This is a genomic window from Mesorhizobium sp. M0894 (assembly GCF_040319725.1).
In the GTDB taxonomy this organism is placed as follows: Bacteria; Pseudomonadota; Alphaproteobacteria; order Rhizobiales; family Rhizobiaceae; genus Mesorhizobium.
The window spans coordinates 1-11726 of sequence record NZ_JAMYOG010000043.1; the positions used below are offsets into that span (position 1 = coordinate 1).

The 11726-nt window shown below is 58.3% G+C and carries 9 protein-coding genes and 2 pseudogenes; 5 read left to right on the plus strand and 6 right to left on the minus strand.

What is annotated here, in order from left to right:
* Window positions 1–1033 precede the first annotated feature (1033 nt).
* Window positions 1034–1663: pseudogene (locus NKH91_RS31990) on the plus strand (IS66 family transposase); the annotation flags it as partial.
* A gap of 71 nt (window positions 1664–1734) precedes the next feature.
* Here NKH91_RS31990 and NKH91_RS31995 read toward each other — a convergent pair.
* From NKH91_RS31995 to NKH91_RS32005, 3 genes are all read right to left on the minus strand, one after another.
* On the minus strand, window positions 1735–3258 hold the full coding sequence (locus tag NKH91_RS31995) for an FAD-dependent oxidoreductase (protein WP_352885594.1): 1524 nt from the start codon (window positions 3256–3258) through the stop codon (window positions 1735–1737).
* A gap of 386 nt (window positions 3259–3644) precedes the next feature.
* Entirely contained in the window at window positions 3645–3998 is a 354-nt protein-coding gene (locus NKH91_RS32000; protein WP_352885595.1) for a DMT family transporter, read from the minus strand.
* On the minus strand, window positions 3995–5041 hold the full coding sequence (locus NKH91_RS32005) for an NAD-dependent epimerase/dehydratase family protein (RefSeq protein ID WP_352885596.1): 1047 nt from the start codon (window positions 5039–5041) through the stop codon (window positions 3995–3997). The genes NKH91_RS32000 and NKH91_RS32005 overlap by 4 nt, the downstream gene beginning before the upstream one ends.
* Window positions 5042–5443: 402 nt before the next feature.
* Here NKH91_RS32005 and NKH91_RS32010 point away from each other — a divergent pair.
* Window positions 5444–6779: pseudogene (locus NKH91_RS32010) on the plus strand (IS701 family transposase).
* Between the two features lie 191 nt (window positions 6780–6970).
* Here NKH91_RS32010 and NKH91_RS32015 read toward each other — a convergent pair.
* Complete coding sequence (locus NKH91_RS32015; RefSeq protein ID WP_352885597.1) at window positions 6971–7423, minus strand: hypothetical protein; 453 nt, start codon at window positions 7421–7423, stop codon at window positions 6971–6973.
* A gap of 784 nt (window positions 7424–8207) precedes the next feature.
* Here NKH91_RS32015 and NKH91_RS32020 point away from each other — a divergent pair.
* From NKH91_RS32020 to NKH91_RS32030, 3 genes are all read left to right on the plus strand, one after another.
* Window positions 8208–8915, plus strand: coding sequence for a class I SAM-dependent DNA methyltransferase (locus tag NKH91_RS32020; RefSeq protein ID WP_352885598.1), 708 nt, complete (start codon window positions 8208–8210; stop codon window positions 8913–8915).
* A gap of 181 nt (window positions 8916–9096) precedes the next feature.
* Window positions 9097–10095 (plus strand): isopenicillin N synthase family dioxygenase, encoded by a 999-nt coding sequence (locus NKH91_RS32025; protein WP_352885599.1) that lies wholly within the window; start codon window positions 9097–9099, stop codon window positions 10093–10095.
* Window positions 10096–10841: 746 nt separating this feature from the next.
* Complete coding sequence (locus NKH91_RS32030; RefSeq protein WP_352885600.1) at window positions 10842–11174, plus strand: LysR family transcriptional regulator; 333 nt, start codon at window positions 10842–10844, stop codon at window positions 11172–11174.
* Here NKH91_RS32030 and NKH91_RS32035 read toward each other — a convergent pair.
* Complete coding sequence (locus NKH91_RS32035) at window positions 11157–11495, minus strand: hypothetical protein (protein WP_352885601.1); 339 nt, start codon at window positions 11493–11495, stop codon at window positions 11157–11159. The genes NKH91_RS32030 and NKH91_RS32035 overlap by 18 nt on opposite strands.
* Window positions 11470–11726, minus strand: a 257-nt coding sequence (locus NKH91_RS32040; RefSeq protein WP_352885602.1) for an ATP-binding protein, incomplete at its 5' end; no start/stop codon positions are given. The genes NKH91_RS32035 and NKH91_RS32040, both read right to left, overlap by 26 nt.

The window sequence follows — 11726 nt, forward strand, 5'->3', positions numbered from 1 at the left end:
AACTCGCAAGCCCGTTTCAAGAGCAGCCCGAATCTGATGTATGACGGCCTTCATCATCCGACAAGAATGAAGGGACGCTGAAGTGAAACTAAGCGGTCCTATAAGGCACAGTGCTGCCGCTGGCGCGCAACATCAGCGGCCAATTGCCGTTTCAGGGGCATAGGCGAGTTGTATAGCTGTTCGAGTCACTTGGCTGCAGCAGTATCTCGAAGTGGCGATCGCCCTAGCGGGCGTACTTCCGATGCTGGTGCCTGCCTTTCTTCGGCAGCCGGCTCACCTTCGGTCAACACAACACTCGGAAGCCGTTGGCGATGGCTGACGTCAGCTAACTGTTCAGGGTGCCCTGTCCGCCTAGCGTAGCCTACTGGAAGTCGTTTAGTTCGGCGCGATGGCAGACAGCGCGCAAGGTCGATCCGCATCGGGCATCCACTGCAAGAGAGCCAGATCATCGACCATGTGTGGAACTGGGCCCGTTCCAACTCCGGAAAGATGAAAGATCGATGAAATGAGCAGCACTACAAGGCAGCCGCTCGTCGCGGTGTCGACGAATGTTCGCCAGATTGAAGATGCTTCCTGGCACGCGGTGCAGCAGCGATATCTCGAAGCGGCCGTCGCCGCAGCTGGCGTATTATTCTGGCGGAGGCTTTCGCGCCAGGCGCGGTGGTCTCGACTGGCCTGATCTATACGTGGCGGCGGCAAGTTTTGGGGCAGGGAACCGACCCCGCGTTTGTCCCGGCCAAGCTTGTTGGCTTTCCGAACAATAGTGATGCGGCTGAGCCGGCGGTGTGCGTAGACTTCCCGAATGGGGTGAAGGTGAAGATTGGCGCCGCTGCGCCATCCGAGCTGGCGGCCGCGGTCATGCGAGCGCTCAAATGATCCCGATCAGTTCCGGGGTGCGGGTGTGGATCGCGAACGGTCACTGCGACATGCGCAAGGGCATGGGATTGGCGCTGCGGGGCAGGAAGGCCTCGGCCGCGATCCGCCTAACGGGCGATGTCTTTGTCTTTCGCGGGCGCAGCGGCCGTCTAATAACTGTGCGGTGCTCGATCCGATTATCAGACGGACCGCAGCCCATACGTTTGCCGCCGAGCGATTGCACGGGCGCCGACACGACGGTTCCGGCCTTGCTGCAAGAAAGACCGATACAGCCTGGAGTTGGGTTTATATCCGCGACGATCGACCATTCGGTGGCACGGCCGCACCGTCGGCGATGTTCTATTACTCGCGGGGTCGCGCGGGCGAGCACCCGCAGGCGCATCTCGCCGGCTATAGCGGCATTCTGCAGGCGGACCCCTATGGCGGGTATACCAAGCTCTACCTTCCGGATCGAAGGCCTGGCCGGATAACGGAAGCAGCCTGCTGGCTCCATGCGAGGCGGCCCATTTAACGATGGCCGACGTCGAGGCGAATGCGCGCCGAAGAGCGCAGAGCAAGAAGCCGGTCGTCTTATTGCCGATCGCTTTGGAAACGATGCAACGGATCGATGCCCTGTTCGACATCGAGCGCGAAATTAATGGTCAAAGCGCGGAGGCCGAAAGGCGGTTCGTCAGGATCGCAGCAAGCCACTGGTCCTGGATCTGGAAGCGTGGATGAAGGGTGAGCGCGCCAAGCTGTCGGGGACGATGATCTCGCCAAGGCCTTCGACTACCTGCTGAAACGCTGGTGAAACTGCTGTCCGCGATTTAGCGGAACGACTGTCCCGTTTTGCGATACGCAGTTACCCGATCTACTCTCTCAATTTCTCTCTCGTGTGGCTGACCGGACGCGTTGTTGTGCAGAATGACAGAGTGCTGCTTCCGCAACCCGGAAGGCTAGGGCCATGATGGTCATTTGGGGATTGACGCCTGGCGCTTCTGGAATGAGGCTACCATCGGCGACAAAGAGGTTTTCCACGCCACGCACCCGTCCGTAACTGTCGACCGCGCAAGCACTCCGATGCTCCCCAGGCGGGCAGCTCGAAAACAGATGTATGGTCATCAGATTTGTTGCCCGTTTTGGCAATGGCTTGTTCCAGAATTCATGCACTTGATCAACGCTCGTCCACCCTTCATGGCCGGATATGCCGGGGAACACCTTTCGTGCCCCGGCCGCAAACATGACTTGTCCAAGCCGGGTGAGAACCTGGCCCAAAGCAATCCAGTCCTGAAGGGCAAGTTCGAAACTGACAAGCGGCTCGTTAATACCAGGAAGGGGTCTTACCGACCCCACTCCGCGCGGCCGTATCATGCCGTAGTATGAGCCGCAAAACGGCCAGTCGCGCATCAGATCCCCGCGATTGGTCCAGTCTTCCGCGAGCGAGAGGCCAAAAATTGCGGGCGTGAACACTGATCCACCGATACGTTGATCCGGCATAAATTCGGTAATCGCCGCCAATGGAAGCTGCGACTGATGCGCGTCTACCGGGTCGTCAAACAGCGCCGTTGCCCTGATTGTCGGATGAAGACGCAGGGTATTGCCGATGTGTTCATGCTGGCCGGAGCGGCGCAAAAGTGCTGCTGTTTGAATTGCACCTGCGCAAACGAACACCATGTCGGCTTTTACACGCACTGGCATCGGTTGTCCGCTGCCATGGCGTGACAAGGCAACGACTTCCGCGGCGCGGCCTTTTTCAAATCGTATCTTGTCCACCCGCGTTTGCGCCAGCAGGCGCATTCCGCGAATTATCGCCTTTGGCAGAAGGGTCACTGCCATGGACTGCTTTGCGCCGTTCGGACAAACATAAGAACACCGGTTGGCGCCCTTGCAGCCACGTTGTCCCCGTTTCAGTTCCGACACTTTCCAGCCGAGCGCTTCGCCCCCCTGCCTCAGGATGTCGGTGGCACGTCCGAGCGGACCGGGGATCAGGCTCGCATTTATCGCCGTTTCTGCGCGCTCGTAATATGGCTCCAGTTGATCAGGCGTAAAATTCTCGATCTTGTTGCGCTTGCGCCATTGATCGATAAGATCGCTATCAACTCGCTGGGCAATAGCGCTGTTGATTTCTGTTCCTCCCCCCACGCAGCGACCCTCCGCATAACTAATCGGGGGCCGGCCAATCGCCGCTGCTATTCCTCCGCTGCGCCATGTAGACGAAAATGCGTCGCTTGCGGTAGGCGAAGCCGATGATGACGGAACGTGCTTACCTTCTTCAAGCATGACTACAGACAAGCCGGCCGCTGTCAGCACATCTGCCACGCTGGCACCGCCCGCACCGGAGCCGATAATCACCGCATCCGCTTGCAGATGCAGTGGGTTGCTCGGGCGAAAACTGCCTTTCATATTGAAGCCTTTAGTTCCGTGCAGTCCGCATGGACGACAGCTTTGCTGCGACAGGCGTCTGCTCGTAGAATGCAAGCAGCGTTATTGATCGGTAAAGGCGGACAACGGACCTGATGGGACCGGGCAATCTCTGCAGAAGAGCATAAAACCTGTCCGCGCGGAGCGCAATTACCAATGGACCGCCCGCGCCAGCTGAAATCAAAAAAATGCAAAGGCTTAGGAATATGGAAACGCTTCGCACAGGCAAACGAATATGAAAGGGTGCGCCTGCAATGGCTAGGGTAACGCTTGCTGCGACTTCAGTTACCGCAACTGGTCTTTCTTCTCCGTCGAGCAATGGCCACGAAGGTATAAGCGTTCCTACGATCACTCGATCGAATGGCATCTCACCCACCTCGAATTAGAGAAACAATACCGGCCAACACAAGGGCGACGCCAATCCACTTGTGCGGGTGGAATGGTTCTCCAAAAAGATAATGCGATGCGATCATCAGCATCGCAAACCCCGAGCCGGCCAAGATCGGGTAAGCAACTGATATCTCCATGGAGTCCAGACCCTTTGCAAATAAGATGACGTTGAGGCCATAAAATGCCAGTCCACCCATAAAGCCGATTGAGAGAAAATTATCGGCCAGCCCGGCATTAGCAGGCAGTGAGGTCCGGCTCCACTTTAGCAATAGATTGCCAATACAGGAATTCAGGCCTGCAGCAAGCACCCAGATCAGAGACGGCACCTTCATCCGGGAACCACCCGCAGCAAACAGGGCACAAATGCTAAGATTTTCTGTTTGATTGGAGACTTGTGGCGCGACAAGTTGCTTGTACAGAAGCACGCCTTGTTTGCCAAATATGAATCATAGCTATCGGTTATCATCCGGGAATTTGAGTAGTTCGGTTTAAAGCCAAGCTCTCTTTGAGCTTTCGAAATATCGAAATACATTGACTGCCCATACATTAGCAGATGGTAAGGGCCTAAGGGGGAGAGGCCGAGCGTACTTGCCAGATTCGCTGCTACGGTCGTCGGTCCCATCGGGATGGACTTGATTCGGCTTCCGGTTCCGGCATGGTCGATCACCGCCTGCAGAAGTTCACGCATTGTGCCAAATTCGGCAGCGCCGATATTGTACGTGGCAGATCCTTTTGCATTCGACGCTGCAATGCATGTCCAGGCCAAATCATCAGCGTGAACGAACTGATACTTGTTGTTCCCCCCAGCCAAAACTGGAATGTCGAGCCCCCGTTCAATCCAGTCAAACAGGATATGGACGGTGCCAAGGCGGCCATGGCCAAGAATGGTCCGAGGACGCACAATCGCTACATCCAGACCGTGACGTTCCATTGCTTCCCTGCAAATGACCTCTCCCGCGAGTTTCGCGCGCCCGTAATCCTCGCCAGGATTGGGTTGCGTATACTCTGTGACGGGATTCGATTTCGGCACGCCGAAGACAGCGCTCGATGAGGTATAGATCAACTTCTCGACGCCCGCCGCAGCCGACTCGTCAGCAATGATCTGGGTGCCATCCTTATTGACGGACCAGAACAAGTCTACATCTTTGGCCAAGGGAATTTGCGCAGCGTTGTGGAAAACCTTATTCACGCCGGAGACTGCTTGTTTGACCGCATTGCGGTCCAGAATCGTGCCTTTGATAATCTCCATATTTGGATGACTAAAGCTAGGGAGGTTCAGGTCCAACACGCGCACATGGGTCCCTTGCTCGAGCAACTGTTTGCTCAAGAATTGTCCGAAGTACCCTGATCCGCCGGTAACTAGAGCTGTATTCATTGTCTTTTACCTACATAATTTGATACCGGCTCGGGAACTACAGGTATCGTCCACAGGGTTACCCAGCGTGCTGATCATGGAGACGCACGGGGGTGGCCAACACGATGATTATTTATCGATCTAATCCTTACCGGAAATGCGTTCGCCACTAAATTGAGCATGTTTCGTGCCAAATGAAAAAAGAGATTTCCTCTCAGTATGATAGCTCCAGAACGTCGTTGTTAGATAACTGACATTGTTGAGTTACAAACAAACAGGGATGTGGATAGTTGCATTGGACCTACCACGGATTTTTATCCGGCGGCGACTAGTCTTACTGAGTCAGAAGGTCGCGGATGCGGGGGGATTCGCGTTGGTCGCGGCTTTGTTGGGTGCTGCTTCGTAATCAGAGAGCACCCCGCCATGCCCGGCTGGACAGCCGAGAGTGAAGCCGCGTTCGACGCCTATATCGACGCGTTGATCGGGGTGATCGGCCATGCTGACCGAGCTGAGCCGCTGAAGGATTATTGTGTCGGGCTTATTATTCCGTAGAGCGCTAGAGCGTGAGCCGTTGGCGGCCGTCAGGGCGCCGTCGCGGGTGTCGGCCAAGCATCAGTCTCTGCTGCATTCTGGGACAGGCCTCGTGGTCGGACTCGGCCTTGCTAGCGCGGGTTCGCGACTGGGTTCTCCACACATTGGGCAGCGTGGACCGATCTCGGGCGTAGATCATCGACGACACCGGCTTTCCCAAGGAGGGCACCAAGCACTCGGTGGCCGTAGCGCGCCAGTATTGCGGCCAGTTCGGCAAGCAGGACAACCGGCAGATTGCGGTCAGCCTATCGATCGCAAATGACGCAGCCTCGCTTCCGATCGCCTACGAATTGAATCTCCCGCACAGCTGGGCGGAGGATCCCGAGCAACGTAAGAAGGCCAAGATTCCGGCAGAGAACACGTTCCGGACCAAGCCGCAGATCGTGCTTGCGCAGATCAGGATGGCCAAGACCGAGGGCGTCGCGCCCATTGTCCGAGCTCGATCTGACCTATGTTGTCGGGTCGAGCCCACATTCAGCGTGTGGCGCCCAGGCGAGGGTCCGCTGCCGCCTAAGCTTTGGAGCGGAAGAGGCCGGCCGCCGTCTCGGGTCGGCCGAACCGACAATCACAAGCCAATCTCGGCCAAGGCGCCCTGGCCGAGGAGTTCGACGCCGGGACTTGGCGCACGATCGGCCAGCGTGAAGGAACCAACACCGAGCTCAATTTCCGCTTCGCCGCCGTGCGCTTGCGGCCGGCCTCCAGGGACTACAATCGGCCCGAGGCTCACGCCGAAGGGTGGCTCCTGATCGAGTGGCCTGAAGGCGAGGTCGAGCCGAGCAAGTATTGGCTCTTCACCTTGCCGGCCAACGCTACAATCACCCAGTTCGTCGACCCCGCCAAGCTGCGTTGGCGGATCGAGCGAGACTATCAGGAGCTCAAGCAGGAACTGGGACTGGGCCACTACGAAGTCCGAGGTTGGCGGGGCTTCCACCACCACGCGAGTCTCTGTATCGCCGCCTATGGCTTCCTGATCTCTCTGAGGGAGACTATTCCCCCCTTAACTCCAGCTCGCGCCCAGGGTCGCCAAATACCTGGTCTTCCAGACGGCTATCGACCCCGCGGATCCTCCGATCCGACCAGAGCGGCACGTCCCCACCTCGATCCCAACCCTGGGCGACGCCTGACTGTGCGCTGCCCAACCGTCTGCAACGATGTCCGTGCTGCATAAGGGCATTGGACAGTCCGCGTCAGCCTCGCAATTTATGACGCAGTAAGATTAACAACCGCGACAGGAACTTCACCACGGCAAGATGGCCCGTCGTGTCACGCAGATCGAGGAAAGCATGCGCCACCTGCAGCAGCTCGACAGCGCCCACCGACATGAACCGAGCGAGGCGATCACCACCAAGACGGCGCAGTTCAAGGAGAAAGATCAGCCGGTTGAGGCAGGAGATGGGCAGGCTCGCGGCGCTTGATGGACTGATGCGGCAGACGCCCGACCAGCAGATCTTCCTGGCCGACCCGACTCCCGCTCGATGGCACCAGCGGCCGGGGTTCCGGCGTGGTCGGCTGCAACGTGCAGGTCGCAGTCGAGACCGAGCACCGTCTGATCGTGACGAATGAGGTCACCACGTCGGCAACGACCGCGCACAGCTCGCGCCAATGGCGAAAGCTGCCCAGCAGACGCTCGGCGCCGAGGACCTCCACGTCATCGCCGACCGCGGCTACTTTGACGGCGACCAGATCAGGCAGTGCGTGGCGGCGGGCCCCACCGACTTCGCTCATGTGCCCGAGCGGGACGCCTGTCGCTGTGCGGCCGGCGCGATTCTGCCCTATCACTACAGCAACGTCGAGCACGGCATGGAACTGCATCGCTACTGGTCGACCGCCGCCTGCAGCATGAGCGCCGCAAGGTGCGCGCCAGCGAGGGCCCGAGAGAAACGAGGTGTTCGCAAGGGAATGGTCCAAACCCATTCCGCGCAGGCTGCTGTAGTCCAGCAGGGAAGAAAGCCTTGACAATCGGCACCGGCAACCCTGTTAGCGGCAGCTTGAAGTACACTCTTGGTGAGAGTTCGCTCACCAACCGACGCCATCAACTGCCGCCGCAGGTGAACGCCGATTGAGCCGAACCCACGCAGCGCCGCGACCGCCTGTTCTATCGTGTTTGCGTCGGGAGCAAGACGGAAGGCCATCCATGACGATCCAAAATTGCCTGGAAGCCGCGCCAATTGGTTGGTTCGACCAGCTGCCGAAGTTGTCTAGTGGGATCCGCATGCCTCGCCCCCCTGAGTCTTGAAACCTAGAGCTGCCGTCGTGCGGGGCATGGGCCCGCGGCGTTCCCACTCCCGGACAATTCCCCGGACAGCCCTGCCGTTTGCCTGGGGTCGCCTGCCCTTGTGGCTCTCCGGCGACATTATGTATTCCGGTCTCAGTTGAAGGCATCCGACATTCTGTCAGTTTTGTCGGTCCGCGAGACAGGCTTGCTTAGCAATTTCTTACTTTGGCTCTGGCCAACAGCTGAAAACAGCTGGAAAAATGTTTCTTCGCCTCGTGGCGGCTAGTTGGCACGATTTTTGAGCCCCTTGTCGCGAAGGCGGCAGCAGGTGCCGACCGGCGCGCCGCCGATGACCGTCTGGCCCTATACGGAGGAACTGTCATGAACACTCTCGATCAGCAGACGGCATTGGAGCTAGCGGCACGAAAGCGCATCAAGGATTCTCATGCCCTTGAGGGCGACGTCAGTCGCTTGACCAACTTCTATCGCGAATGGGCCAGATCCTACGAGTTGGATGTCGGCCGTGACGGGTATTGCGGGCCGATGATCGTGGCGGAACTGACGGGTGCTGTGCAGACGGCCTATTTGACGAGGCAGCGAGCAGCAATCGCAATCCTGGACGCCGGCTGCGGAACGGGCCTCGTCGGCGTGGAACTGGAACTTCTCGGCTTCCGGTTGATCGACGGGATCGACCTCTCCGAAGAGATGGCCGAACAGGCCCGGCAAACCCGCGTCTACCGCCATGTCCAAGGCAACGTCGACCTTAACGGGCCGCTGTCCGACTACTCCAGCGCGAGCTATGACATCACGGTCTGCTGCGGCGTCTTCACGCTCGGGCATGTCCGACCGGAGGGGCTGCGCGAACTGGCTCGCGTCACGCGCCCAAACGGATTCATCATCGCAAGCACCCGCAAGAGCTATGCGGAGACTGCATCCTTTGAAGACGAGGTGCGGCGTCTGGAGGATGCGGGCATCCTTGTGCCGGCACAGCGTCTAAACGACGCCAGATACGTCGCCGAGGAGGACGCGCACTACTGGGTTTTCCAGGTGCTCGAGAAGGCCAGCGCACTAACGGAGGAGCGGCCATGATCACGCTGCCACAAATCTCGCTGGCGAAGCTGGCAGCCGATGCAAGGCGACAACGAAGAGCGGGAGTGTCTACGCATGCTCTGCCAAAGGTTCGGTTTATTGAGCACGGCACCTCGAAAAGAACCTATCCAAGCTTCCCTACGTTCTTCACGCTGCCAGTCAAATAAGAAAAGGTGTACTCATGTCTAAGAAAGTCGTGGTCAGACTGGACGACAAGCTGCGCGCGAAACGAGAAAGCTTTGACAAGATCCCCCTGGTTGATATAGCGCCGCTTCTCGATCGCAGCAACAAACAGATGGTGGCCAAGGAGATACGTTGGGCCTTGTCGAACACTGGGTTCATGTATGTGAAGAACCACGGTATTCCCCAAGGCTTGGTGGATTCGGTACTCGATGTGAGCCGTCGGTTCTTTGATCTACCCATTTCGCAGAAGATGACATTGCATGTTAGCAAATCCGATGTGGCCCTTCGCGGATACATTGAGCCGTTCGGCGAGAACACCGATCCGGGCAAAACGAAAGACCTGAAGGAGTGCTTTGACATCGGACCTGAACGTTCGGCGCTGGAAGGTCCGTTCTTTGGCCCCAACCAGTGGCCCTCAAGTCTGCCCGAGTTTCGGGAACTGACATATGGATACCATCAAAAGATGGCGGACCTCGCGAAAAAACTCTTGCAGGGCATTGCGCTCAGTCTGGACCTGTCGGAAAGCTATTTTGAAAGCCTCATGCGGCAACCTATCAGCATTCAGCGCCTGCTTCATTACCCGCCGCAGAGTGGCCATATTGGCGAAGAGATTATCGGTATCGGCGCCCACACGGATTACGGCAATCTGACCATCCTGGCGCAGGACGACGTGGGTGGCCTTCAGGTCATGAACCGAGATGGCGTTTGGGTCGAGGGCATTCCAATCCACGGCACATTCGTAATCAACATTGGCGATCTTATTCAGCGGCTCACCAATGATGTCTACCTGGCGAACTTGCACCGCGTGGTGAATAGCTCGGGACGCGAGCGATACTCAATCCCCTTCTTTATCGACGCTGATTTCGATGCGATCATCGAACCATTGCCCTCATGTATTACGGACAGCAACCCGCTTCGCTACAACCGGGTGACGTGCGGCGAGCACAAATTTGGGCGTTTCGCAGCAAGTTACGCTCACTTGGCCAAAGCGCGATGAGAGCGGACAGGCAGTTAAGGTCATCCTGCACCAGTTTAAAGTGATCCAGAAGTTCCCGTCACGAATGCGGGGCGATCGCGTGGCCCTAAATTTGTGGCGTCGCGCGGCTTTGCCGAGCCGCTGTGGCGACAATCCCGTTTGAGAGTCCCCGGCATTAGCCTTTGAACTGCGGTTGGGCGCTGTACCGCTAGGACATCGATCTAAGCCTCTCCAGGCTGGCGCGCCAAATCGAAGCCTGTGCCGCGGTGTTCGCGCCGATCGAGGCGCATGTGCTTGCTCCCAAGCGTCTGCTGCTGACGGCAGCGCCGGACCGATGCTGACGGGCGGCAAGGCCGATAACGGCCGCTGCCAGGCCCATATCGCGTATCCGAATTTCTCCCTATCAGGATTGTGTCGTGGCACCCCCCGCTTCGGCACGAAACGATGGCGACTATATCCCCGATAGACCTCATAGCCCAACACGGCCGGATTCCGCACCGTCAACGGGACGGTCCCGCGCACGTTTATTCACAAACCTTGGACAAGAATGTCGGAAAACCGACGAACAAGGTTGCGGGGGCGGCCGTCGGTATGGGAATGGTGCAACTAATTCGGTGCGCCAGCTCGGCACGCAACTTGCCCGGTTCCCGGCGGAGGGCCGCACTCCCTTCTAAAGGTTAGTGATATTGATCAGAATGACAGCGGTGTTTTAGGGCTAGAGGACGAATGGATACCCTTCGCGACTCCCGAACTGATTGGCTTCTTCAATGGTTCCGCAGTATTACGACCTCCCGTCACTGACTGCCCTCACGGCGTTCGAGGCCTCGGCACGCCATCTCTCATTCGAGATTGCGGCTTCCGAGCTGGGCATGACATCGGGAGAAATTAGTCGGCAGATCAAGGCCATCGAGGGCGACATTGGTGTTCCGCTGTTTGTGAGGCGAGGAACCGAACTGATGCTTACCAGCGCTGGCCAAGACATCTACAGCGTGCTGGCAAGCAGCCTTGCTAAGGCGTCCAATGTCGTCAGGGCCATTAAGCGCGATCGTCCCCGGAACGTCACGGTATATCCAGCGATGCATTTACATCGACGTGATTGATGTCGCGCATGCTGCGATATGGAGCGCGGTGATCGGCCCGACGCGGGGCGCGCTCATCAGCCGCCGACAGACTTGCTCCTTGCGGGCCATGTCGAGAACCTGCTTTGTCAGTACCCGAACGCGCAACATCGTGGCTGCTACGATCGCCAGGAGCGGCTCGACCAGCGCCATGACGATATTGTCAGCACCAATGAGCTCGCGCACGCGATCGGCAAAGGCTGCACGGCTGGCCTGCTGCCAATGCCGCTCGAATTTTCCCCAAAAGTGCCGAAGTAAAATTCCCCAGTTTCGCCGCTCAGGCTGTTGCGGAAGGGTGTCCATTTTTCGGCGGCCGGCCGCGCGGTCGTGATGGTGCGTTGAGCGTCGGCGGCGTGATGGAGGCTTTTGATCGCAGGTGTTCGGGCATGAGCTCGGCGTGTTGTCGGAGCCGATAGCTCGATCCTTCGATCTGGACGACGACCGCATGATGAAGCAGGCGATCGAGAAGTGCGGTTGCGACGACAGGATCGCCGAAGACCTCGCCCCATTCGGCGAAGCCGCGGTTTGAGGTGA

What these genes read in the sequence shown, in the direction of transcription:
- NKH91_RS31995 (WP_352885594.1), bottom strand. Translation starts at nt 3,258, where the DNA reads ATGAAAGGCAGTTTTCGCCCGAGCAACCCACTGCATCTGCAAGCGGAT.
- NKH91_RS32000 (WP_352885595.1), bottom strand. Translation starts at nt 3,998, where the DNA reads ATGAAGGTGCCGTCTCTGATCTGGGTGCTTGCTGCAGGCCTGAATTCC.
- NKH91_RS32005 (WP_352885596.1), bottom strand. Translation starts at nt 5,041, where the DNA reads ATGAATACAGCTCTAGTTACCGGCGGATCAGGGTACTTCGGACAATTC.
- NKH91_RS32015 (WP_352885597.1), bottom strand. Translation starts at nt 7,423, where the DNA reads ATGCAGTTCCATGCCGTGCTCGACGTTGCTGTAGTGATAGGGCAGAAT.
- NKH91_RS32020 (WP_352885598.1), top strand. Translation starts at nt 8,208, where the DNA reads ATGAACACTCTCGATCAGCAGACGGCATTGGAGCTAGCGGCACGAAAG.
- NKH91_RS32025 (WP_352885599.1), top strand. Translation starts at nt 9,097, where the DNA reads ATGTCTAAGAAAGTCGTGGTCAGACTGGACGACAAGCTGCGCGCGAAA.
- NKH91_RS32030 (WP_352885600.1), top strand. Translation starts at nt 10,842, where the DNA reads ATGGTTCCGCAGTATTACGACCTCCCGTCACTGACTGCCCTCACGGCG.
- NKH91_RS32035 (WP_352885601.1), bottom strand. Translation starts at nt 11,495, where the DNA reads ATGGACACCCTTCCGCAACAGCCTGAGCGGCGAAACTGGGGAATTTTA.